Here is a 23202-nt window from a genome sequence, read left to right on the forward strand (position 1 = left end):
GAAGACAACATGAAAGGCACTGTAAACCTAAGCCTTGAAATGAAAAAAGGTTACGCATTTGCGTAACCTTTTATAAAACTGGTGGGCCGTGCGGGACTCGAACCTGCGACAAACGGATTAAAAGTCCGCTGCTCTACCAACTGAGCTAACGGCCCGTGAGATGAGAGTCTCATCTCGGAAAGCGCGCAATTATGAAGAAAAGTGCTGCTGGCGTCAATGCTGGATTGTAAATTCTCTTAGTTTTAGGCCTAAGGAAAGGGATCGGTGCATGCAAGCTTATGGACGCAAAAGCATTTCCTGATGGTTACCTCATGCCTGGAAAACGGCCCTGCATGCTGCGCATGATTTTGCTCATGCCCCCCTTGGAGAACATTTTCATCATCTTCTGCACTTCTTCGAACTGGTTGAGCAAGCGGTTGACTTCCTGCACCTGCACCCCAGAGCCAGCAGCGATACGACGCTTGCGTGTCGCCTTGATGATCTCGGGCTTGCGGCGCTCCAGTGGCGTCATGGCATTGATGATGCCTTCGATGCGACGTAGGGCTTTATCGCCGGCCTCACTATTGACTTGGCCCATCATGCCTGAAATCTGCGCAGGCATTTTGTCCATCAAGGAGCCCATGCCCCCCATTTTGCGCATTTGCAGCATTTGCGCCTTGAAATCCTCAAGATCGAAATTCTTGCCCGACTTGACCTTGTCTGCCAGTTTCTTGGCTTCTTCCAGGTCGACACTCTTCTGCGCCTGCTCAATCAAGGAAAGCACATCACCCATGCCCAGCACTCGCGAGGCCATGCGCTCGGGGTGGAACAATTCAATGCCATCCACTTTTTCGCTGACACCGATGTACTTGATCGGCTTGCCTGTCACATGACGTACGGACAATGCCGCACCACCGCGTGCATCACCGTCAAGCTTGGTGAGCACAACACCCGTCAACGGCAGGGTTTCGCCAAAAGCACGTGCAGTATTGACTGCATCCTGACCCTGCATGGCATCAACCACGAACAGGGTTTCAATTGGGTTAAGCAACTCATGCAGCTGCTTGATCTCGGCCATCATAGCTTCATCAATACCCAGGCGGCCCGCGGTATCGAAGATCAGCACATCATAAAAATGGCGTTTGGCGAAATCTAGCGCTTGCGCAGCGATGTCGGCGGGCTTTTGCGTGGCATTAGAATCAAAACAGTCGACTTCCAGGCTCTTGGCCAGGGTTTTCAACTGCTCGATCGCGGCTGGTCGGTAAACGTCGGCACTGGCCAGCAGTACTTTCTTTTTCTCGCTTTTCAGCAACCGTGCCAGCTTGGCAGAAGTGGTGGTTTTACCGGAACCCTGCAAACCTGCCATGAGCACGATGGCAGGAGGATTAGTCGCCAGATTGAGGCCTACATTCTGCTCACCCATCAGACGGGTAAGCTCTTCATGCACGACCTGGATGACAGCCTGGCCTGGCGAGAGGCTTTGCAGCACTTCGCGGCCTACGGCGCGCTCCTTGACTTGATTGACGAAATCCTTGACCACGGGCAAGGCAACATCGGCCTCAAGCAAGGCCATGCGAACTTCGCGCATAGCGTCGGTAATGTTGTCTTCGGAAAGTCGCGCATGACCACGCAGGGTTTTGACGACTTGTTGTAATCTGCTACTGAGGTTTTCAAGCATGATGGCTACCGATAGCTACCGCACATGGATTAGCGTATGTGGAGTGCGGCTGCATGTTATAGTGTTGTGAATATATGAATTCTAACCCAACTCATCCCGTATGATTGCGTTTCTGCCTTTTATTACCGCATTGATTTACCTCTTGGTGGCTAGCAATTACTGGCGCCAGAGCAAAAACAATGGCACATCGGCCCCCTCCAATCCACTTTGGCCCTCCGGCCTGATTGCCGTTGGGTTGGTGTTGCATGCGCTCTCGCTATATTGCACCCTGTTTTCACAGGGCCTTAACCTTAGCCTGACCAATGCTCTCTCAACCATTCTCTGGCTCACAGTGCTGATTTACTGGGTCACCAACCTCAAGCATCACTTACATAGCCTGCAAGCTTTTGTACTACCTCCGGCGGCGTTCTTCGTGCTGTTGCAGGCATGGCAGCCTGAGTCACATGTGATTCCTTATGCTGACCAGCCCTTGTTTGTAGCCCACTTGATCATTGCCATGCTGGCTTATAGCTTGCTAACTTTTGCAGCACTGCATGCCTTGCTGATGACGGCTGCCGAGCGCAAGCTGCACCAGAAATCAAGCTGGCTCAAACTGCCTGATTTCCCGCCGCTCATGACCATGGAGAACCTGCTGTTCCGCATCATTACGCTGGGATTTATCCTGCTGACGTTAACCTTGATCAGCGGCATGATGTTCTCTGAACTGTTGTTTGACCAACCGTTCCAGCTCAACCACAAAAATGTGTTCACCATGCTCTCATGGCTGATCTTCGGCGGGCTACTGTTTGGGCGCTATCGCTACGGCTGGCGCGGCAAGACAGCCGTGCGCTGGACACTAAGCGGGTTTGTATTATTGTTGCTGGCATATGCGGGCAGCAAGTTTGTACTTGAGATACTGCTGCACCGCTAATCCTACCTAATCAGCGCAGGCTGATAATAGGCCAGCCAGCCTGTTCTGCGTGCGCTTTCAATGTGGCATCAGGGTCTACCGCCACAGGTTTGTCCACCAACTCCATGAGCGGCAAGTCATTGTGGGAGTCACTATAGAACCAGGTAGTGTCAAAATCACTCAATGATTGTCCGCGTGCAGCCAACCACTCATTGAGCCTAGTGATCTTGCCAGCCTGGAAGCTGGGCGTGCCAACCACTTTTCCAGTAAACTCTCCATTCACCTCTTCAGGCGTGGTACCAATCAGGTTGTCAATGCCAAATGCCTTGGCAATCGGGCCTGTCACAAAGCTATTAGTCGCGGTAATGATCATTAACAAGTCACCGTTCTGGCGATGTTTCTCCACCAGCGCACGCGCTTTATCAGTCATCATGGCCTGGATTTTTTCTTGCATGTATTCACGGTGCAAGGCATCCAACTCACTGCGCGAATGCTCACTCAAAGGCTTAAGCTGGAAATCCAGGAAAGCATAAATATCCAGCCGCCCGGCTTTGTAGTCCTCGTAAAAAGCCAGATTCTTGGCAAGATGCTCTTGTTCGTTGAGCAATCCTTTGCTGATGAGGAACTGGCCCCACTGAAAATCGCTGTCACCAGCCAACAGCGTGTTATCGAGATCAAACAATGCGAGTTGCAAAATGTTTCTCCATCTACGGCAAAATTGCTAGAGTTTAGCTTATGACACTTAAGTACGCGACCTCAAACCAGCCAACACCACCAGCCTCAGCAGGTCATGAACCTACCTGATTATCTGGTTCCGACAGCATGGCAATGGATTGCCAACGCGCTAGCGCTGGCGTTGCTTGCTTACGCCTTCATCAAGGCGCCCTGGAAGCATTTAAGCACCTCCACGTTACAACACGTTTTCCTGGGCTCCATCGTGGTGCTGATGCTGATCTGGAGCGTCAAGGCAGGCATACGCCCAGGCCTCAACATTCATCTCCTTGGCGTCACAGCCTTATGTCTGATGTTCCGCTGGCAACTGGCACTTATCGCGCTTGCCCTGATTCTCGCTAGCGTCACCGCTTTCGGCATGGCAGGCTGGCAATCCTTGGGTATCAATTTTCTGATCATGGCAGCTATCCCGGTAGCCTTTAGCTACAACTTGTTTAGGTTGATCGACAGCAAGCTCCCCAACCACTTGGTCATTTACATCTTTGCCTGCGGTTTTACTTGCGCAGGCCTCACCATTAGCCTGTCTGGCTTGGTCGCAGTCTTGGCCTTAAGTGCCATGCAGGTTTATCCAGCAAACTACTTATTCAGCAATTATCTGCCTTACTTCATCCTGATCGCCTGGTCCGAAGCGTTTCTCACCGGCATGGCCGTCACCTTGATGACTGCATTTCGACCTCACTGGCTTGCCACGTTCAGCGACAAGCGCTACCTCAAGACCAAGTACTAATACTGATACACCGGCAATAAAAAAGCCCACGCGAGTGGGCTTTTTTCACGTCTTATTCCACTTACAAATGAAAGTCGCCTGCGGCTTCTGGCTGGTAATCAATCTCCAGAATCTTGTATTGACGTACACCACCTGGCATTGGCCAATCAATCACATCTCCAACACGGTAACCCAGAATAGCCGTCCCTAGCGGAGCGACGACTGAAATACGGTTTGCCGAAGCATCGGCATCGACAGGAAACACCAGCGTGCAATGCATTTCATGCCCATTTACCTCATCGCGTAGCAACACGCGTGAATTCATGGTCACTACATCTGCACCAACCTGCTCGGAGGCCACCTCCTCACTACGCGCTAGTTCATCTTCAAGGCGGGCCAGGTTACCCACCTCTGGAAAACCGTTCTTGCGCAATTGCTCAATCATGGAAAACAGCCGGTCCATATCAAAACTTGTGACCTGGATTGCACCTTGCAACATGAGGATTCCTTTACTTTTACCTTGATGACATCAATTATTGAGTTAATACCGCATTGTTCTGCGTGCTATACCTGCGGGTGCGCCCGCTCAGCATTGGCATGCAGCTTATTAAGGCCATTGAGATAGGCTTTTGCCGAGGCGATCACGATATCGGTATCCGCACCCTGGCCGTTGACAATGCGCCCTCCTTTGGACAAGCGCACCGTCACCTCGCCCTGTGCATCAGTACCGCTAGTAATATTGTTGACGGAATAAAGCAACAGCTCGGCACCGCTATTGACGATTTTCTCAATCGCCTTGAAGGCAGCATCCACGGGGCCACCACCTACTGCATCGGCTCGACGCTCAATACCATTTTCTGCCACCGTCACTTCAGCATGCGGGGTTTCCCCAGTCTGCGATGCGACATGCAGATAACTCAGCTTGAAGCTTTCCTCATTGACCACGTTGTCGCCGACAAGTGCCTGAATATCCTCGTCGAATATCTCGGATTTTTTGTCTGCCAACTCCTTAAAGCGCGCAAATGCTGCGTTAAGCGCATCCTCACTTTCCAGGGTAATACCCAGCTCGGTCAGGCGGGTGCGGAAAGCATTACGCCCGGAGAGTTTACCCAGCGTCAGCTTGTTAGCGCCCCAGCCTACATCTTCAGCACGCATGATCTCGTAGGTCTCGCGATGCTTAAGTACGCCATCCTGATGGATACCGGACTCATGAGCAAAAGCATTTGCGCCCACAATCGCTTTATTGGGTTGCACAGGATAACCAGTGATGGTGGATACCAGCTTGGATGCAGTGACAATCTGCGTAGTATCGATCGTGGTATCAAGCTGGAACACGTCACGACGTGTCTTCACCGCCATCACCACCTCTTCCAGGCTGGCATTACCCGCGCGCTCGCCCAAGCCATTAATAGTGCACTCCACCTGCCGCGCACCAGCCAATACCGCAGAAAGCGAGTTGGCCACGGCCATGCCGAGGTCGTTATGGCAATGGGTAGACCATACTACTTTGTCAGCATCCTTCACTCGGGCAATGAGTTGCGCCATGCGCTCACCCCATTGCTGTGGTACGGAATAACCTACGGTATCCGGCACGTTGATGGTCTTGGCGCCAGCCGCGATAACAGCATCGAACACCTGCACCAGGAAATCCATGTCGGAACGCACGGCATCCTCGGCTGAGAACTCAACGTCGTCGGTATATTCCAGCGCCCACTTCACCGCTTGCACGGCACGCTCCAACACTTGCTCTGGCGTCATACGCAGCTTGTTCTGCATGTGAATGGGGCTGGTCGCGATGAAGGTATGGATGCGGCGCTTCTTGGCAGGCTGGATGGCCTCACCCGCACGGCGGATGTCGTTCTCGTTGGCACGTGCGAGCGAACAGACGGTAGATTCGGTAATCGCCTCGGCAATCGCGCGAATGGCGTCGAAGTCCCCAGGGCTCGCCGCTGCAAACCCGGCTTCGATGACATTGACGCCCAGCTTCTCCAGTTGACGGGCAATGCGCAGCTTCTCTTCCTTGGTCATGGCCGCGCCTGGGCTTTGCTCGCCGTCGCGCAAGGTGGTATCAAAAATGATGAGCTGGTTCTGTGTCATGGCCTGAATTCCATCAAGGTTTGGGGAGTTAAATGAGAGTTAAGCGTCTCAATAGGTATGGCTAAACTGGGTAGGAGGAAATACTAGCGCGGGCCGCGCAGCATTAGACTTGCCAGGGCCAGGAAGGCCCGAGCAACAGGAAAATCTGGATTTTGCCTGAGGGTTTGCATAGGTGCTTGAATATAATTCTTTTCTCCCCGCAAGGCAAGCCAACGCCTTGGCGCGCAGGCAAATTTGAGGCAGGATGGCAAACATCTCCCCCAATCAGTCACAGGCTAGCATGTCTCAACCGACCACTCCCTTGCGTACCTTTTTCCAGCTTGGATTTCACAGCGCATTTTTCCAACGCATCCATGTTCGTGACCTACGCATTACGCCAGTGCAACTATTGTGGCTGCTACTCATCACCACTGCCGCCAGTATTCTCATGGGGAGGCTGGTCGTACCCGGCCCGGCAGAATTCTTCCCCAAGGCATTGCTCTGGGGCTGGATGATCACACTACTGATGCTCTGGCTGTGCTGGTATCTCAGCGACCATGCACGTAAACATGACCTCAAGACACAGGCTGCCGCATTATTTGCCATCGGCACCACCCAGGCGTTGGTGCTAGATGTGATCAGCACGGCTCTTTACATGGGGGTGATCCAGCCACTCAGCCTGGAAGGCAGCAGCTGGCACTGGGCGCTGTACATCGCCATGACCGGCTGGGCAGCCCTAGCGTTCTGGTTGCTGCTCACTCGCAGCACGCAAGCGCCACTGAAGCTGATCCTGCTGGCGGGTGTATTTGCCTTTGGTGCACCTGTCATCGTCCATCTTTCCCAGCCACCGATGTATTGGCAGCCCTATGAAGAAGAAAGTACCGTGGCAGAAAACACCCTGCAACTAACGCAAGAGAAACTGGAAACACAGCTACAACTCGCCAGCAAGCAACGTGCCTCCATCAAGCCACAACGTCCTGGCGTGGTTGATCTATTCAGCATCAGCTATGCCCCTTATGGCGATGATGAAGTGTTCTTGCGTGAGAGCAGTATGGTCAATGCCGTGCTCGAAGAGCGCTTCGATGCAAGTGGGCATATGCAGGAACTCGTCAATCACCCTGCCACCTTAGAAAGCCTACCCTGGGCCAGCCTGGAAAACCTGGAGCGCGCCATCAACAGGGTAGCCGACCTCATGAACCCCGAAGAGGATGTACTGCTGGTTTACCTCACCTCGCATGGCGCACAGAATGGCGAACTCAGCGCATCGTTATGGCCGCTGGAAATGGATGCACTGACCCCGCAGGCTCTGAACCTCTGGCTGGACAAAGCGGGCATCAAGCACCGCATCATCGTCGTTTCTGCCTGTTATTCCGGTAGCTGGATCGCACCATTGCAGAATGACAATACCTTGATCATGACGGCAGCCGATGCAACGCACACATCCTTTGGCTGCGGCAGCGGCTCTGAGCTGACATTCTTTGGTCGCGCCGTGTTCAACGAAGCCTTACGCGACACCGGCTCTTTTGAAGAAGCTTTCCAGCATGCATTGCCCATCATCCGCGAACGGGAGCAACAAGCTGGTAAAACAGATGGCTATTCCAATCCGCAAATCTATATCGGAGACAAAATAAAACCCGTGCTGCAAGCCTTGCAACACGGGCATTAACTAGCAAACCTGATTGACTACGTGGAGGGCGGCGTATGGTCGACGGATGTGGTCTTGGATGTACGCTTGCCCCATAGCCACATGACATAGCCGGAAACTCCATACACAAGGAAGACGGCAAACAGCACCTCAGGTGGGCTATATGAAATCAGCACAAAAGCCAGCACGACAAGCAAAATGACAACAAAAGGAACGCTGCGACGCAGATTGATATCCTTGCCACTGTAATAGCGCAGGTCACTCACCATGGAAAGTCCGGCAAACAGCGTGATGCCCCATGCTACCCACTGCATCTTCACTGCATCGAAAAATACCTCGGTGCCGCTCACTTGATTTTCATACGACACCCATACCAGGCCTGCCAACAAAGCCGCAGCTGCAGGGCTGGGCAAGCCTTGGAAGTAACGCTTGTCGCTTTCATCCAGCTTGGTATTGAAGCGAGCCAGGCGCAAAGCCGCCCCAGCACAATAAATGAAGGCTGCTATCCAACCCAGCTTGCCTAGCGGCTTGAGCGCCCAGACATACATGACCAGGGCGGGAGCCACGCCAAACGAGACCATGTCAGACAAGCTATCGTATTCCGCCCCAAAAGCACTCTGCGTATTGGTCATGCGTGCCACGCGACCATCCAGACCATCGAGCACCATGGCAATAAAGATTGCCACGGCAGAATGCTCAAAATTGCCATTCATTGCCTGTACGATGGCGTAAAACCCCGCAAACAAGGCCGCGCTGGTAAACAGATTGGGTAACAGGTAAATACTGCGCTCTCGCAAGCCTGATTCCATGAACGAACCACGGCGGCGCGAGCGGTTGGGAAGATCAGCCATTCCTAGAGTGTCCTCAATATGATAGAGCAGGCAGGATATCTGCCTGCAAAGTCCGCACAGTATAACAAAGCGCGCAGCTTGCACTCCATGCCTACCTACACCCACGATCACGCTTTCATCCCATGCCATCCCTCAGTCCATGATAGTATCGCGACTTGTATTTTGGTTAAGCATCATGGAATTTACCCTTATCAAGCAAGACGGTGCCGCACGCCGTGGCACCGTCAACCTCGCCCACGGTGATGTACAAACACCAGCCTTTATGCCAGTAGGCACTTATGGCTCTGTCAAATCGCTGTCCCCTGTAGAAGTCAGGGAAACCGGCGCTCATATCCTGCTCGGCAACACTTTTCACCTCTGGTTACGCCCAGGGCTGGAAGTGATTGGCGAATTCGGCGGTCTGCATCAATTCATGGGATGGGATGGCCCCATCCTCACCGACTCCGGCGGCTTTCAGGTCTGGAGCCTGGGCGATCTGCGCAAGATCACAGAAGAGGGTGTGCGTTTTCGCTCGCCAATTAATGGAGATAGCTGCTTCCTGACACCGGAAGAGTCGATGCGCATCCAAAAAGTGCTGAACTCCGACATCGTCATGATCTTCGACGAATGTACCCCCTACCCTGCCACGCATATTGAGGCGCGCGACTCCATGCGCCTCAGCTTGCGCTGGGCCGCTCGCAGCAAGGCCGCGCACCAGGGCAACCCCAATGCATTATTCGGCATTATCCAGGGCGGCATGTACGAAGACCTTCGCGATGAATCGCTGGCCGGACTCACCGACATTGGCTTTGATGGCTACGCGATTGGTGGGCTTTCTGTGGGGGAGCCGAAAGAAGATATGCTGCGCATTCTCGACCACACCGCCCCCAAGATGCCGCAAGACAAGCCACGCTACCTCATGGGAGTAGGTACGCCGGAAGACTTGGTCGCGGCGGTATCGCATGGCGTGGATATGTTCGACTGTGTCATGCCAACGCGTAATGCCCGCAATGGCTGGCTGTTTACGCGCTACGGCGACATCAAGCTGAAAAATGCGCGCCACCGCAAGGATACCCGCCCGCTGGATGCAGACTGTAGCTGCTACACCTGCAGCAATTTCAGCCGCGCCTACCTGCACCACCTGCATCGCACCGGTGAGATCCTTGGTGCCCGCCTCAACACCATCCACAACCTGCATTATTACCAGGAACTGATGGCAGGCATGCGTGAGGCGATTGAGCAGGGACGATTCGCTGCATTTGTCACCCAGTTCCGGCAAGATAGGCAAACACTGCAGCAAGCTGCATAATCCAGCGCAAGTGTCACATTATGTTACAATTTTCGGCTAATATTTTGCGCTTCAAGTATTTCACCCTTAGATAGAAGAAAGGTTTACCCGTGTTAATTGCCTCTGCGTACGCTGCTGATGCAGCTCAGGCCACTCCAGACTGGACTAGCTTCCTACCCTTGATCGTCATTTTCGTGCTGTTCTGGTTCATGCTGATCCGCCCGCAAATGAAGCAAGCCAAGGAGCAACGCAAACTGATCGAAGCCCTGCAAAAGGGTGACGAAGTGACCACCAGCTCCGGTATCGTTGGCCGTATTACCAAGGTAGGCGAAGGCTATGTCAGCCTGGAAATTGCACCAGAAACTGTCATTACCGTGCAAAAGCACACTGTGCAAACTCTGCTGCCCAAGGGCACGATCAAGGCACTGTAAGCTGCTTACCCTCACTTGAGTCACGATCTTTAACATCACTGAAACACTGAAATGCGAGCTGCTTCATGAACCGCTACCCTTTATGGAAGTACCTGATGGTACTGGCTGTCGTCTTGGTGGGCCTGCTTTACGCTGCCCCCAACTTGTTTGGCGAATCTCCGGCTGTGCAAATTACCGCCGCCAAAGCCAATACCAAGGTAGATTCGGCCCTGCTGGAAAGTACGGAAAATATCCTCAAGCAGGCAAATATTCCGTTTGAAGCCCTGTTCCTTGATGCCACTGGCGTCAAGGTGCGCTTCCCTAGCACCGACGTCCAGCTACACGCCAAGGATGCATTGCAAGCAAGCTTGGGCAAGGACTACGTCATTGCACTCAACCTGCTTTCACGCTCCCCTGAGTGGCTGCGTAGCATAGGGGCTCGCCCAATGTACCTGGGTCTGGATTTGCGCGGTGGCGTGCACTTCCTGCTCCAGGTTGACATGAAGGCGGCACTGGATCAGGCAGCAGAGCGCTATGTCGGTGACTTCCGCAGTGCACTGCGTAATGCCCGCCTTAGCTACCTCGGTGTTTCCCGTGATGGACAAGCCGTCAATATCCGTTTCAAGGATTTGGCCGAGCTCAACAAGGCGCAACGCGCCCTGGAAAAAGATTATCCAGACCTCACCTTCCGCACCTCTGACCGAGGCGAAGATAAAGTCCTGACTGCAGTATTGAGCGAACCTGCGAAAAAACGCATTCAGGAATTTGCCATCAAGCAGAATATCCAGACCCTGCACAACCGCATCAACGAACTGGGTGTTGCCGAGCCTGTGATCCAACAACAAGGCCTGGATCGCGTTGTCGTGCAATTGCCTGGTGTGCAGGATACTGCCAAGGCCAAGGAAATCCTGGGCCGTACCGCCACGCTGGAAATCCGCATGGTGGATGAAGACAAGAGCAATGCCATCAGCCTGGAAAATGCGTCCAAGGGCCAAGTACCATTTGGCACCGAGTTCTTCACTGACCGTAACGGCATTCCCATGCTGGTCAAAAAGAATGTCATTCTGACCGGTGACTACATTACCGATGCTGGCCCCGGCATGGACTCTCAAGGCGGTGGTGCAGTCGTGCATGTCACGCTGGATGGGCGTGGCGCGCGTATTTTCAAGCAAGCCACCCGTGAAAACGTCGGCAAGCGCATGGCTATCCTACTGATCGAAAAAGGCCAGGCAGAAGTGATTACCGCTCCCGTGATCCGCGAGGAAATCGGCGGTGGTCGCGTACAAATCTCTGGTATGGCTAATACGCAAGAAGCCACCGATGTCGCGCTGCTGCTGCGTGCCGGTGCATTGGCCGCCCCCATGGAAATCATTGAAGAGCGCACCGTCGGCCCAAGCATGGGTGAAGCCAATATCGAACGCGGCATGCATTCCACCTTGTGGGGCTTTGTTGCCATCTCCGCCTTCATGATCGTCTATTACATGCTGTTCGGTAGCGTTTCCGTGCTCGCACTGAGTATCAACCTGCTGTTGCTGGTTGCCCTGCTCTCCATGCTGCAAGCGACCCTAACATTGCCTGGTATCGCAGCGGTTGCACTGACCCTGGGTATGGCGATTGACGCCAACGTGCTGATCAATGAACGCATCCGCGAGGAACTGCGTAACGGCAACACGCCGCAAGCTTCTATCCATGCTGGTTATGACCGTGCGTTTGGCACCATTCTTGATGCCAACGTCACTACCATGATCGCTGGTTTGGCGCTGTTCATGTTCGGCACCGGTCCAGTGAAGGGCTTTGCCGTTGTTCACGTATTGGGCATCCTGACCTCCATGTTCTCGGCAGTGCTGGTTTCCCGTGCAGTGATCAACCTGATCTATGGCTATCGTCGCAAGATCAGCAAGCTGTCCATAGGTTAACCGTCGATCAACAGGTCATACACTAGAGTAAATATCATGGAATTTTTCAGAATCAAAAAAGATATACCGTTCATGAGCTATGGCCGTCTCACGACGACCATTTCGCTCCTGACCTTCCTGTTGTCGGTATTCTTCCTGGCCACTAGAGGCTTGCATCTGGGTGTGGATTTCACTGGCGGCACGATGATGGAAGTCAGCTATCCGCAGGCAGCCAACCTCGAAAGCATCCGTAAGGCTGTCGATGAAATCGGCCTCAAGGATGCCACCGTGCAGAATTTCGGCACTAGCCAAGATGTACTGATCCGCCTGCCGGTCAAACCTGGTTTGTCCACCGCACAGCTTTCCGAAAAAGTACTCACTGCACTGTCTGCCGACAATGCAGAGGTGAAGCTGCACCGCGTCGAGTTTGTCGGACCGCAGGTTGGCCAGGAGCTTTATGACAAGGGCGCACTGGCGATGCTGTTCGTCTGTGTCGGCATCATGGCCTATCTCGCCATGCGTTTTGAGTGGCGCTTTGCCGTCGCTGCCGTCATCGCCAACATGCACGACGTCATCATCATTCTCGGTTTCTTTGCTTTCTTCCAGTGGGAATTCAATCTCACGGTATTGGCAGCGGTGCTCGCCGTGCTAGGTTACTCCGTGAACGAATCCGTGGTGGTGTTTGACCGGGTGCGCGAAAACTTCCGCAAAATGCGCAAGGCCAGCGTACCAGACGTGATCAATAACGCGATCACCCGCACTATGTCACGTACTATCATCACCCACTTCTCTACCGAACTGATGGTATTGTCCATGCTGTTCTTCGGTGGCGAGGTATTGCACAACTTCGCCTTGGCGCTAACCATCGGTATCTTGTTCGGCATCTACTCCTCCGTCCTGGTGGCCAGCCCGATCGCCATGTACTTGGGCGTATCACGTGAAAACCTGATCGGTGGTAGCGAGAAGAAACCCGAGGCAGAAGAAGCCTTACCTTGACAAAGTCGGCGCTTCGCGCCGACACTAGCGGTATCTCATTCACCGATTGATACCGTTGGACAGTTCCTTACTATGGCAGCTGGGCATCCTTGCCCTGCTGCTATTTGCTTCAGCTTTTTTCTCCATGGCCGAAACCAGCTTGTTGATGCTCAACCGGCACCGGCTCACCATCCTCGCCAAAGAAGGTCTACGCAGCGCTGAATTCGCCACTCGCCTACTCAATGAGCGCGAGCAATTTCTCGGTGCCATCTTGCTAGGCAATACCTTGGCCAATGCCGCAGCCGCAACATTGGCCGCCTTTATCAGCATTCGCTTGTTCAATCTAGGTGAGCTGCTGATGCCAGTCTCCACCGTACTCATCACCTTTGCCATCCTGGTGTTCAGCGAAATCACGCCCAAAGTGATTGCTGCACGCCATGCAGAGCCATTGGCGCTCTCCTTCAGCTATGTTTTGCTGCCCCTGGTCAAGATCGGCTATCCCCTGATCTGGCTTGCCAATCTGTGTGCCAACAGCCTGTTGCGTCTGCTGGGCATGAAGGTCAGCTTTACCCAGAACAACCACACCACCAGCATTGAAGAACTGCGCAGCATTTTCAGCGAAACCACCAGCCCGATTCCGCAGAAGCATCGCGAAGTATTGCTCAACTTGTTGGAGCTGGAGCAAACCACTGTTGATGAGATCATGACTGTGCACACGCAACTCGAGATCATCGATATTGAAGCACCCATGGAGGATATACTGGCTCAAGTCACTGCAAGCCAACATTCACGCCTACCACTACGCAAGGGACCAAACGAGGAAATCATTGGCATGCTGCGCATACGTGCCATCATGAATGCCTTGCGGACACAAAGTCTCAGCCAGAACTTGCTGACACAGCATATGGAAGCCCCCTACTTCATTCCCTCCGGCACCCCGGTCTATACCCAGATGCAGGAGTTCAAGCAATGTCAGCAGCGCATTGCCCTAGTCGTGGATGAATACGGTGAACTCAAGGGACTGGTGACACTCGAAGACATTATCAAGGCCATCATTGGCGATTTTGCACATGAATCCACACAGCAACAACTCAGCTATCGCCAGGAAGAAAAAGGCAGTTGGCTGGTTGATGCCAGCAATAGTTTGCGCGACATCAACAACAAATTAGGGATTACCCTGCCACTGGATGGCCCGCGCACCTTGAATGGGCTGATTGTGGAGCATTTCGAGGATATTCCCGAGCCTGGCATCGGATTAAAAATTGGCAATTACAAACTGGAAATCCTTAAAACCCAGGATCGCACGGTAAAAATTGTCAGAATTCATCCGTAATCAATACGGTATGGCAAATATCTTGCATGCATAAACATGGCATCATGTAATAACCCTACTCATTTCAGACTTGAAAATTTCTGCATTCGGCTCAAAATAGATCAAACGTATGGCTAGCATCAAACATCAGGACAACATCGTAGAGAAAACGGGCAAGGCCAATATCAAGCCGCCCTCGATGTACAAAGTCATTCTGCTGAATGATGACTATACGCCCATGGAATTCGTGGTAGATGTCATGCAGCGCTTTTTCCAGAAAAACCGTGAACAAGCAACGCAAATCATGCTCCAAGTACATACCGAGGGCGCGGGCGTATGTGGTGTGTATCCACACGGCATCGCCGAGACCAAGGTCAACCAAGTCATTAGTTATGCCCGTGAGCACCAGCACCCGCTGCAATGCACCATGGAAGAAGCCTGAAGAAAGCTGAGGAAGCTTAAATGATTGCGCAAGAACTTGAAGTATCCCTACACATGGCATTCATGGATGCCCGGCAGAAACGCCACGAACTTATCACCGTGGAACACCTGCTGCTGGCCATGATAGACAACCCGACTGCTGCGGACGTATTACGTTCATGCGGGGCCAATCTTGATAACTTGCGCAGCGAGCTCAATAACTACATCGAAGAGCACACGCCCACCGTCGAAGGCAACGAGGAAGTCGATACGCAACCGACATTGGGCTTCCAACGCGTGATCCAGCGTGCGATCCTGCATGTGCAATCATCCGGCAAGAAAGAAGTTACCGGGGCCAACGTCCTGGTCGCCATTTATGGTGAGAAGGACTCGCATGCTGTGTTCTTCCTGCATCAACAAGGTGTCACCCGCCTGGATGTCGTCAACTACATCTCCCATGGCGTGGCCAAGGTCGCCGATGGCAGCAATGCCAAGCGCCCTGAAACAGAACAGGAAGCCGAAACCGAGGCCTCTCCATCAAGCGCTCTGGAAAGCTATACACAAAACCTCAACCAGCAAGTATTGGCAGGCAAGATAGACCCGCTGATCGGGCGCGCCCAGGAGCTGGAGCGTGTGATCCAGACCTTGTGCCGCCGCCGCAAGAACAACCCACTCCTGGTCGGTGAAGCTGGTGTGGGCAAGACCGCTATTGCCGAAGGCCTGGCGCGCCGTATCGTCGAAGGTAATGTGCCCGAAGTACTGGAAAATGCAGTGATTTACTCCCTGGACATGGGAGCCTTACTGGCAGGTACCAAATACCGCGGTGACTTCGAGCAACGCCTCAAGGCCGTGATGAAGAAACTGGCAGACCAGCCCGATGCCATCTTGTTCATCGACGAGATCCACACCTTGATAGGTGCCGGGGCTGCTAGCGGCGGTACACTGGATGCCTCCAACTTGTTGAAGCCAGCGCTTTCCAACGGCTCGCTCAAATGCATAGGTGCGACCACTTATCAGGAATTCCGCGGTATTTTCGAGAAAGACCATGCCCTGTCCCGCCGCTTCCAGAAAGTGGATGTGATTGAGCCCAGCGTTTCGGAAACCGTAGAGATTCTCAAGGGTCTCAAGTCGCGCTTCGAGAAGCACCATAGCGTCAAGTACACTGCATCAGCGCTGAATACCGCCGCTGAGCTATCCGCGCGCTATATTAACGACCGCCACCTGCCCGACAAGGCCATTGATGTCATTGACGAAGCTGGCGCTGCGCAGCGCATCCTGCCGAAATCCAAGCAGAAGAAGGTCATCGGCAACAAGGAAATCGAGGACATCATTGCCAAGGTAGCGCGCATTCCGCCCAAGAACATCTCCAGTGATGATCGCAATGCGCTGAAGACACTGGACCGTGACCTCAAGGCTACTGTGTTTGGCCAGGACAAAGCCATTGAAGCCCTGTCTGCCGCAATCAAGATGGCACGCAGCGGCCTGGGTAGCTTGAATAAGCCAATTGGCTCCTTCCTGTTCTCCGGCCCTACCGGGGTTGGCAAAACCGAAGTAGCCAAGCAATTGGCCTACACCCTGGGTGTGGAACTGATCCGCTTCGACATGTCGGAATACATGGAGCGCCATGCTGTGTCACGCCTGATCGGCGCGCCTCCGGGCTACGTTGGTTTCGAGCAGGGTGGCTTGCTCACGGAAGCGATCAACAAGACGCCTTATTGCGTCTTACTGCTGGATGAAATCGAGAAGGCACATCCTGATATCTTTAACATCCTGTTGCAGGTGATGGATCACGGCACGCTGACCGACAACAATGGTCGCAAGGCTGATTTCCGCAACGTCACCATCATCATGACCACCAATGCAGGTGCGGAAGCGATCAGCAAGACCAGTATCGGCTTCACCCTGGGCAGTAACTCTGGTGACGAGATGGGCGACATCAAGCGCCTGTTCAGCCCAGAGTTCCGTAACCGCCTGGATGCTATCGTCTCGTTTGCCCCGCTGTCGGAAGAGATCATCATGCGTGTGGTCGACAAATTCCTCATGCAGCTGGAAGATCAATTGCACGAGAAGAAAGTCGAAGCTACCTTCAGCGAAGCCCTCAAGACTTACCTAGGCAAGAAGGGCTTTGATCCATTGATGGGTGCCCGTCCGATGTCACGCCTGATTCAGGACACGATCCGTCGTGCCTTGGCTGATGAACTACTGTTCGGCAAACTCGCCAATGGTGGTCATGTGCATGTCGATATTGACCAGGCTGACAATATCAAGCTCGACTTTGGCAACACCAGCGTATCGAAAGACAAACCAGCGCTGGAAGCGGATGTCACGGGTTAACCCGCTATACGGACCAATAAAAAACGCCGCATTCAGCGGCGTTTTTTATTGGTTGCTAATCCACATAAGTTGGATATTTCTGCATGATGGCGCTAAAACGCTCGCTCAGTAGCCAGGCCTGTAACCAAGCCTTTACCCTGTGATAAGACGTAGCTTCAAACCAGGCCTCATCCACCATGGAGAATTGCCTCACAAAAGGAAATATGGCAATGTCAGCCAAGTTTGTTTGATCGGATAGCAGGTATGTATGCTGATGCAAGCGCATCTCTAGTTGCTTCAGGAACACTTCGCCCTGCGCACGATATGTCTCGGGCGGTTGTTCAGGGAAACGTATCGCGTATTTATATTGATCAAGCGCTCGCTTGAATGGGCCATCATTCTCTGCAATCAAGCTTTCTGCCTGAGATCGCTGTGCCTGGCTACCCAGCCAATCATCTGGATCATGCTGTTGCAATGCCCAGCGCATAATGTCTAGGCTTTCATCGATCACTGAACCATCCGGCAATACCAACACAGGCACAGTACCCTTGGGAGACACCTGCAACATATGCGCAGGCTTCGCCTTGAGGGCTATTTCACGGACTTCTACAGAGATGTCAGCGTAATGCAGTGCCATGCGAGCCCGCATGGCATATGGACAGCGCCGGTAAGAATAGAGCACAGGCAACACAGCCATCACCCCAGCTTGCGGCAAACCTCATCCACCAGCACTGGGCCACGATAAACCAGACCGCTGTATACCTGCACCAAGCTGGCACCTGCCGTCATCTTTTGTTCTGCGTCATCGCCGCTCAGGATACCCCCTACCCCAATAATGGGAAGCTCACCTGCCAGATGGGTAGATAAGGCTCTGATGACAGCGGTAGAGCGATCACGCACTGGTGCGCCAGACAAGCCACCAGCCTCCTCAGCATGCGGTAAACCCTGTACCGCATCGCGCGCTAGTGTAGTATTCGTGGCAATCACGCCATCAAAACGATACTCCCTCAGCAAGCTAGCAATATCCGCGATTTGCGTGTCATCCAGGTCTGGCGCTATCTTGAGTGCAATCGGCACATATTTGCCATGTTGGTCGGCGAGGGCTTGCTGCTCAAGCTTCAAGGCATGCAGCAGCTGACCCAGGGCTTCCTTCTCCTGCAAGGCGCGCAGGTTCTTGGTATTGGGAGAGGAAATATTGACAGTGACATAGTGCGCTTGCGCATAGACCTTGCGCAGGCAATGCAGGTAATCATCCACAGCCCGCTCGTTGGGAGTATCAAAGTTTTTGCCGATATTGATACCCAGCACACCCTTGTACTTTGCCGCAGCGACATTGCGCAACAAGGCATCGACACCGAGATTGTTGAAACCAAAGCGGTTGATCACCCCCTGCACTTCAGGCAGGCGGAACATACGCGGCTTGGGGTTACCCGGCTGCGGGCGCGGCGTAATGGTGCCGATCTCGATAAAACCAAACCCGAGAGCAGATAGTGCATCAATGTATGCACCATTCTTATCCAACCCAGCCGCCAGGCCAATAGGATTGGGAAAGTCGATTCCCATCACCCGGCGAGGCTTGCACTTGGCAGGCCGGGGATAAAGATTTAGCAAGCCTGAACGCTCCAGGCGCTTCAGGTTTTTCAGGGTGAAATCATGGGCACGCTCCGCATCTAGACGGAACAGCCAAGGTTGGGCGATGGAATAAAGCATGTGAGGATTTTACCGGAAAACCCCCACATGCTCACGGCCTATGCAACTGATAATGCCGTACAGATCAATACAAGGGCTGCCCAGATGAAGCCTACGGTGGTAATGATAAAGCTCAGGCCAGTATAAATCTTGACCCACAATGCCTGCCAGAAATCAGGCTTGAAGGCCGCAATCACGAATACGCCGGGATTGGTAAAACCACCAATCGCAATCAACCAACAGGCCAGCACGGGGATTTCCGCCCCCACCGCCTTGGCCGCTGCATAAATGGCCAGGCAGTACAGCGACATCAAGACAAAATCAATATGCGCCTTGATCAGTACCCCATAGTCTTTCACCAAGCCACCATCAACACCCGGCACAACAAACCAGCGCGCAAAAGTACCCAGCCACGCCATGGTCAATACTGCAACGATCATCCCACCAGCGGCTACTAACAATACTTCCATGACTTTCTCCTCTTTTTAATTTTTAATATACATATCTGTAAATAAAATCAACTACCACTCTTCAAGCACTGCAAAATCTCGTCACAACGATGCTCATCAACCTGGTGCCAAACCTTGCCTTTCTCCAACCACCTGACATTAGGGCCTTTCTGGCAATAAAGCAGGCAATTAATCGGCTCCACAATAGAGTCTTCACCTGAATCAATCACTCGCTGTTGCAAGTAATGCATCAACTGCACACTGCCTTTTGCTCCGCAGCTTTCGCTCGGACCATGTCTATGCATGACACACACTTGTAATTTACTCATGCAATTTAATATACAGATCTGTATATTAAATATCAACACCTATATTTATTGTTCATTCCTTACAGGAAATAACAGGCAATAAAAAAGGCACCCTCAGGTGCCTTTTGTGCAATACCACTTGTTTATGTGCCTAACAGTCGAGCACCAGTATCTGCTCCGAGAGCCTCACCATGCGCTCCACAGACGTCACCCAGACAATGCCATCACCGACATGACCAGTATGCCCGACCTCGACCAGTACCTGCAGGATGCCCTCGACCAACTCATCGGGGCAAACCATTTCAATACGCACTTTGGGACTGTAGTCGGTCAACTCTTCACGAATGCCCAAGGTTGGTCGCGCTACATGATGACCACACCCTTCTACCTTGCTCACCGTCATTCCCGGAAAGCCCTTGATATTGCGTAACCCTGAGCGGATTTTAGGCAGGCGCTGCGGCGGGATAATTGCTTTAATTTCTTTCATTGCTCAGCTCCTTATCATCATGCTTCTACACGCTGCTCTTCAAATTTACGATATAGCGTCGGCACCACCACCAATGTCAGCAAGGTGGATGTAATCAGGCCGCCTATCACTACAATAGCCAATGGACGCTGAATTTCCGAACCTGGTCCGGTTGCAAACAGGAAAGGCACCAAGGCCAACATCGCTACAGTTGCCGTCATCATCACAGGGCGGAAACGCTGTGTACAGCCTTTGAGAATAGCCTCGCTCTGGCTTAGGCCTTCATCTCGCAGGCTGCGGATATACGACACAAGCACCACGCCATTCAAGACCGCAATCCCCCACAATGCAATAAACCCAACAGAGGCAGGCACTGAGAGATACTCGCCGGTCAGGAACAGGGCGATGATGCCGCCAATCGACGCGAATGGTAGCACCATGATGATCATGGTGGCATAGCGTACTGAATTGAACAGCAGGAACAGCAAGAAGAAAATGGCCCCAACGGTGACAGGAATAATCACCATCAAATGCCCCATCGCACGTTCCATGTTCTGGAACTGGCCGCCAAACTCGAGATAATAGCCATCAGGCAGCTTGAGCTTCTGGTTCAGCACCTGCTGTAGCTCAGCAACAAAACCACCGAGATCCCTATCCTTGACGTTGATCCCAACCACCACGCGGCGCTTGGCCAGCTCACGGCTGATTTGCGCCGGACCATCACGCACCTCTATTTTCGCGAGATCGCGCAAGGCCACTCGCGAACCATTGGGCGAGGTGATCAAGATATTGCTGATGGCCTCGATATTATTGCGGAAACTAGCGGGGAAGCGGACTGCTGCACTGTAGCGTCGCTGGCCCTCATAGATTTCGGTCGCAATCTTGCCGCCAATCGCCGTCTCAATCACATCATGCACATCCGCCGCATTAATACCATGACGCGCGATAGCATGCCGGTCCACGGTGATATTGAGATATTGCTGGCCAGAGACTTTTTCCACCTTGATCTCGGTGGCACCACGCACCCCACCAGCAATGCGTGAAATTTCATCTGCCTTGGCCTTGAGCAAGACCATGTCTTCGCCAAATATCTTGACCGCGACATCGGCACGCACCCCAGTCAATAGCTCATCCACGCGGTCAGAAATCGGCTGCGCCATGACGATCTGCACGCCGGGCAGGGATTCTTCCAGCACGGTACGCATCTTTTCTGCAATGTCGTCCTGAGTCCAGCCATCAGGCCACTCCTCTCGGGGCTTCAGGCTAATAATGGGCGTGGATTCGTTTTGCGCTTGCGGGTCGGCAGGACTCTCACCACGGCCCACGCCGGAAACGGCAGATTTCACACCTGGCACTTTTTCCATGATCAAGCGCATGGCATCGTTTTCCATCTTGATCGATTCCTCGAGCGAGATGTTGGGTACACGATTGATGCCAGGCACGATAGAGCCTTCCTTCATTTCAGGGATGAAGGAAGTCCCAAGGAAAGGCACCAGCAAGATTGTGCCGATAAACAAGGCCGTTGCTGCTAGGATAGTGGTCTTGTCGTGATTCAACGCCCAATCCAGCATGCGCAGGTAAGGACGCTTGATCACCTGGATAAACTTGGTGTCCTCACCGCTCCCGCCCTTGAGAATGTAGGAGCACAAGACCGGGGACAAGGTGAGCGAAATCACCAGCGAAATAAACAAGGCAATGGCAATTGTCATGGCAAGAGGGGCGAACATCTTGCCCTCCATACCCTGCAAGGTCATCAAGGGCAGGAACACCAAGATAATGACGCCGACGCCGAACAGCACTGGCGTACCTACTTCAGCCGCAGCTTCCAGCACGACACGAATCTTGCTCTCACCAGGACGGTGCCCGAGATGGTGAAATGCGTTCTCAACTACCACCACTGAACCATCTACCATCAGACCAATCGCAATCGCCAGGCCGCCCAACGACATCAAGTTGGCCGAAATGCCGTAATGGTTCATGGCCATGAAGGTAATCAGGGGTGTGAGGATAAGCGTAGATACCACAATCAGACTGGAACGCACATCGCCGAGGAATAAGAACAGGATGATGATGACGAGAATAATGCCCTCGATCAGCACCTTGGTCACAGTATGCAAGGCCGCATCCACCAGCTCGCTACGATCGTAGTAAGGCACGATCTGCAAGCCACCGGGCAACATGCCTTGCTCGTTAATCTCCTTAACCCTGGCCTTGACGCGGCTCACCACTTCCTTGGCGTTACCGCCACGCATCATGATGACAATACCGCCGACAGACTCGGTATAACCATTCTTGACTACCGCGCCATCGCGCACCTCATGGCCGATCTGTACATCGGCCACATCACGGATGTATACCGGGACGCCATTCTGCTCTTTGAGCACGATATTGCGGATATCGTCGAGATTCTCAATCAAGCCCACGCCGCGGATCAAGTATTGCTCGGCATAATGCGGCAATACCCCACCGCCACTATTGGCATTGTTGCGTGCCAGCGCCATGTAGACATCTTGCAGCTTGAGGCCATAATGACTCATGCGATCTGGGTTAACCAGCGCCTGGTACTGCTTGACGTAACCGCCCTGGGAGTTGATCTCAGCAATGCCGGGTATCCCACGCAGCAAGGGGCGCACCACCCAATCCTGGATAGAACGACGCTCGGTCAACTCCTCCTGCGACAATGATTTATTACCGTCAGAGGGTTTCTCCAAGGTAAATTGATACACCTCGCCCAGGCCAGTCGCTACTGGCCCAAGAATGGGCGTCACGCCTTCCGGCATGCGGTCCATCACCTCCATCAGACGTTCCATCACCAACTGGCGGGCAAAATAGACATCAGTCTTGTCGGTGAATACCAGGGTAATCAACGATAAGCCATTGCGGTTCATCGAACGCATTTCTTCCAGGCCAGGCAAGCCTGTCATGGCGATTTCCAGCGGTACAGCAATAAATCGCTCTACCTCTTCCGGAGAACGGCCCGTGGCCTGCGTGGCAATCAGCACCTGGACGTTGGTGACGTCAGGAAATGCATCGACAGATAACTTTTTCAGGGCAAAGGCCCCGGCAGCCATCAAGGCCAGCGCCACGACCACGACGATCAGGCGCTGCTTGAGGGCAGCTCTAATGAGGGATTCAATCATGG

Annotated in this window: 20 protein-coding genes and 1 tRNA gene; 10 read left to right on the top strand and 11 right to left on the bottom strand. The window is 53.2% G+C overall.

What is annotated here, in order from left to right; all coding sequences use genetic code 11:
- Positions 1-79 precede the first annotated feature (79 nt).
- Positions 80-155 (bottom strand) — tRNA-Lys (locus ACIKP9_RS07265).
- Between the two features lie 149 nt (positions 156-304).
- Positions 305-1657, bottom strand: coding sequence for a signal recognition particle protein (ffh, locus tag ACIKP9_RS07270; RefSeq protein ID WP_400881047.1), 1353 nt, complete (start codon positions 1655-1657; stop codon positions 305-307).
- A gap of 100 nt (positions 1658-1757) precedes the next feature.
- Here ffh and ACIKP9_RS07275 point away from each other — a divergent pair, with 100 nt between their 5' ends.
- Complete coding sequence (locus ACIKP9_RS07275) at positions 1758-2567, top strand: cytochrome C assembly family protein (protein WP_400881049.1); 810 nt, start codon at positions 1758-1760, stop codon at positions 2565-2567.
- Positions 2568-2577: 10 nt separating this feature from the next.
- Here ACIKP9_RS07275 and ACIKP9_RS07280 read toward each other — a convergent pair whose 3' ends face one another.
- Positions 2578-3240: a histidinol-phosphatase gene (locus ACIKP9_RS07280; protein WP_400881051.1), complete on the bottom strand. Its 663-nt coding sequence runs from the start codon at positions 3238-3240 to the stop codon at positions 2578-2580.
- Positions 3241-3336: 96 nt separating this feature from the next.
- Between ACIKP9_RS07280 and ACIKP9_RS07285 the strand changes: the two genes are divergently transcribed.
- Positions 3337-4005 carry an energy-coupling factor ABC transporter permease gene (locus ACIKP9_RS07285; RefSeq protein ID WP_400881053.1) on the top strand — a complete coding sequence of 223 codons (669 nt, stop codon included), beginning with the start codon at positions 3337-3339 and terminating at the stop codon, positions 4003-4005.
- A gap of 61 nt (positions 4006-4066) precedes the next feature.
- On the opposite strand, the gene rnk is transcribed toward ACIKP9_RS07285, so the two are convergent.
- Positions 4067-4483 carry a nucleoside diphosphate kinase regulator gene (gene rnk, locus ACIKP9_RS07290; protein WP_400881055.1) on the bottom strand — a complete coding sequence of 139 codons (417 nt, stop codon included), beginning with the start codon at positions 4481-4483 and terminating at the stop codon, positions 4067-4069.
- A 65-nt stretch (positions 4484-4548) separates the two neighbouring features.
- Complete coding sequence (locus tag ACIKP9_RS07295; protein ID WP_400881057.1) at positions 4549-6081, bottom strand: 2-isopropylmalate synthase; 1533 nt, start codon at positions 6079-6081, stop codon at positions 4549-4551.
- A 280-nt stretch (positions 6082-6361) separates the two neighbouring features.
- On the opposite strand from ACIKP9_RS07295, the gene ACIKP9_RS07300 reads away from it, so the two are divergent.
- Positions 6362-7726, top strand: a complete 1365-nt coding sequence (locus ACIKP9_RS07300; protein ID WP_400881059.1) for a C13 family peptidase — start codon at positions 6362-6364, stop codon at positions 7724-7726.
- A 17-nt stretch (positions 7727-7743) separates the two neighbouring features.
- On the opposite strand, the gene pssA is transcribed toward ACIKP9_RS07300, so the two are convergent.
- On the bottom strand, positions 7744-8556 hold the full coding sequence (gene pssA, locus ACIKP9_RS07305; RefSeq protein WP_400881061.1) for a CDP-diacylglycerol--serine O-phosphatidyltransferase: 813 nt from the start codon (positions 8554-8556) through the stop codon (positions 7744-7746).
- A gap of 175 nt (positions 8557-8731) precedes the next feature.
- Here pssA and tgt point away from each other — a divergent pair, with 175 nt between their 5' ends.
- The 7 genes from tgt (at position 8732) to clpA (ending at position 17169) form a co-directional block, all read left to right on the top strand.
- The gene (gene tgt, locus ACIKP9_RS07310) at positions 8732-9844 is read left to right on the top strand and encodes a tRNA guanosine(34) transglycosylase Tgt (RefSeq protein ID WP_400881063.1); all 1113 of its coding nucleotides are present in this window, start codon (positions 8732-8734) and stop codon (positions 9842-9844) included.
- A gap of 89 nt (positions 9845-9933) precedes the next feature.
- A complete protein-coding gene (gene yajC / locus ACIKP9_RS07315; RefSeq protein ID WP_230346401.1) occupies positions 9934-10254 on the top strand; it encodes a preprotein translocase subunit YajC in 321 nt (106 codons plus the stop codon).
- Between the two features lie 65 nt (positions 10255-10319).
- On the top strand, positions 10320-12149 hold the full coding sequence (gene secD, locus ACIKP9_RS07320; RefSeq protein ID WP_400881065.1) for a protein translocase subunit SecD: 1830 nt from the start codon (positions 10320-10322) through the stop codon (positions 12147-12149).
- A 36-nt stretch (positions 12150-12185) separates the two neighbouring features.
- Entirely contained in the window at positions 12186-13124 is a 939-nt protein-coding gene (gene secF, locus ACIKP9_RS07325) for a protein translocase subunit SecF (protein WP_400881067.1), read from the top strand.
- A 46-nt stretch (positions 13125-13170) separates the two neighbouring features.
- A complete protein-coding gene (locus ACIKP9_RS07330) occupies positions 13171-14436 on the top strand; it encodes an HlyC/CorC family transporter (RefSeq protein WP_400881069.1) in 1266 nt (421 codons plus the stop codon).
- A 109-nt stretch (positions 14437-14545) separates the two neighbouring features.
- Positions 14546-14857 (top strand): ATP-dependent Clp protease adapter ClpS, encoded by a 312-nt coding sequence (clpS, locus tag ACIKP9_RS07335; RefSeq protein ID WP_230346405.1) that lies wholly within the window; start codon positions 14546-14548, stop codon positions 14855-14857.
- Between the two features lie 20 nt (positions 14858-14877).
- Positions 14878-17169, top strand: coding sequence for an ATP-dependent Clp protease ATP-binding subunit ClpA (gene clpA, locus ACIKP9_RS07340; protein WP_400881071.1), 2292 nt, complete (start codon positions 14878-14880; stop codon positions 17167-17169).
- A gap of 55 nt (positions 17170-17224) precedes the next feature.
- Here clpA and ACIKP9_RS07345 read toward each other — a convergent pair whose 3' ends face one another.
- The 5 genes from ACIKP9_RS07345 to ACIKP9_RS07365 form a co-directional block, all read right to left on the bottom strand.
- Positions 17225-17845, bottom strand: coding sequence for a glutathione S-transferase (locus tag ACIKP9_RS07345; RefSeq protein WP_400881073.1), 621 nt, complete (start codon positions 17843-17845; stop codon positions 17225-17227).
- Positions 17845-18858 (bottom strand): quinone-dependent dihydroorotate dehydrogenase, encoded by a 1014-nt coding sequence (locus ACIKP9_RS07350; protein ID WP_400881075.1) that lies wholly within the window; start codon positions 18856-18858, stop codon positions 17845-17847. Before ACIKP9_RS07350 ends, ACIKP9_RS07345 begins: the two co-directional genes overlap by 1 nt.
- A gap of 38 nt (positions 18859-18896) precedes the next feature.
- Positions 18897-19307 (bottom strand): hypothetical protein, encoded by a 411-nt coding sequence (locus ACIKP9_RS07355; RefSeq protein ID WP_400881077.1) that lies wholly within the window; start codon positions 19305-19307, stop codon positions 18897-18899.
- A gap of 438 nt (positions 19308-19745) precedes the next feature.
- Positions 19746-20081: a P-II family nitrogen regulator gene (locus ACIKP9_RS07360; RefSeq protein WP_400881079.1), complete on the bottom strand. Its 336-nt coding sequence runs from the start codon at positions 20079-20081 to the stop codon at positions 19746-19748.
- Positions 20082-20098: 17 nt separating this feature from the next.
- Complete coding sequence (locus ACIKP9_RS07365) at positions 20099-23200, bottom strand: efflux RND transporter permease subunit (RefSeq protein ID WP_400881081.1); 3102 nt, start codon at positions 23198-23200, stop codon at positions 20099-20101.
- Positions 23201-23202 lie beyond the last annotated feature (2 nt).

The organism is Methylobacillus methanolivorans (assembly GCF_044751345.1).
In the GTDB taxonomy this organism is placed as follows: domain Bacteria; phylum Pseudomonadota; class Gammaproteobacteria; order Burkholderiales; family Methylophilaceae; genus Methylobacillus; species Methylobacillus methanolivorans.

Coding starts and splice junctions, on each gene's coding strand:
- ffh (WP_400881047.1), bottom strand. CDS start 1,657: ATGCTTGAAAACCTCAGTAGCAGATTACAACAAGTCGTCAAAACCCTG.
- ACIKP9_RS07275 (WP_400881049.1), top strand. CDS start 1,758: ATGATTGCGTTTCTGCCTTTTATTACCGCATTGATTTACCTCTTGGTG.
- ACIKP9_RS07285 (WP_400881053.1), top strand. CDS start 3,337: ATGAACCTACCTGATTATCTGGTTCCGACAGCATGGCAATGGATTGCC.
- rnk (WP_400881055.1), bottom strand. CDS start 4,483: ATGTTGCAAGGTGCAATCCAGGTCACAAGTTTTGATATGGACCGGCTG.
- ACIKP9_RS07295 (WP_400881057.1), bottom strand. CDS start 6,081: ATGACACAGAACCAGCTCATCATTTTTGATACCACCTTGCGCGACGGC.
- ACIKP9_RS07300 (WP_400881059.1), top strand. CDS start 6,362: ATGTCTCAACCGACCACTCCCTTGCGTACCTTTTTCCAGCTTGGATTT.
- pssA (WP_400881061.1), bottom strand. CDS start 8,556: ATGGCTGATCTTCCCAACCGCTCGCGCCGCCGTGGTTCGTTCATGGAA.
- tgt (WP_400881063.1), top strand. CDS start 8,732: ATGGAATTTACCCTTATCAAGCAAGACGGTGCCGCACGCCGTGGCACC.
- secD (WP_400881065.1), top strand. CDS start 10,320: ATGAACCGCTACCCTTTATGGAAGTACCTGATGGTACTGGCTGTCGTC.
- secF (WP_400881067.1), top strand. CDS start 12,186: ATGGAATTTTTCAGAATCAAAAAAGATATACCGTTCATGAGCTATGGC.
- clpS (WP_230346405.1), top strand. CDS start 14,546: ATGGCTAGCATCAAACATCAGGACAACATCGTAGAGAAAACGGGCAAG.
- clpA (WP_400881071.1), top strand. CDS start 14,878: ATGATTGCGCAAGAACTTGAAGTATCCCTACACATGGCATTCATGGAT.
- ACIKP9_RS07345 (WP_400881073.1), bottom strand. CDS start 17,845: ATGGCTGTGTTGCCTGTGCTCTATTCTTACCGGCGCTGTCCATATGCC.
- ACIKP9_RS07350 (WP_400881075.1), bottom strand. CDS start 18,858: ATGCTTTATTCCATCGCCCAACCTTGGCTGTTCCGTCTAGATGCGGAG.
- ACIKP9_RS07355 (WP_400881077.1), bottom strand. CDS start 19,307: ATGGAAGTATTGTTAGTAGCCGCTGGTGGGATGATCGTTGCAGTATTG.
- ACIKP9_RS07360 (WP_400881079.1), bottom strand. CDS start 20,081: ATGAAAGAAATTAAAGCAATTATCCCGCCGCAGCGCCTGCCTAAAATC.
- ACIKP9_RS07365 (WP_400881081.1), bottom strand. CDS start 23,200: ATGATTGAATCCCTCATTAGAGCTGCCCTCAAGCAGCGCCTGATCGTC.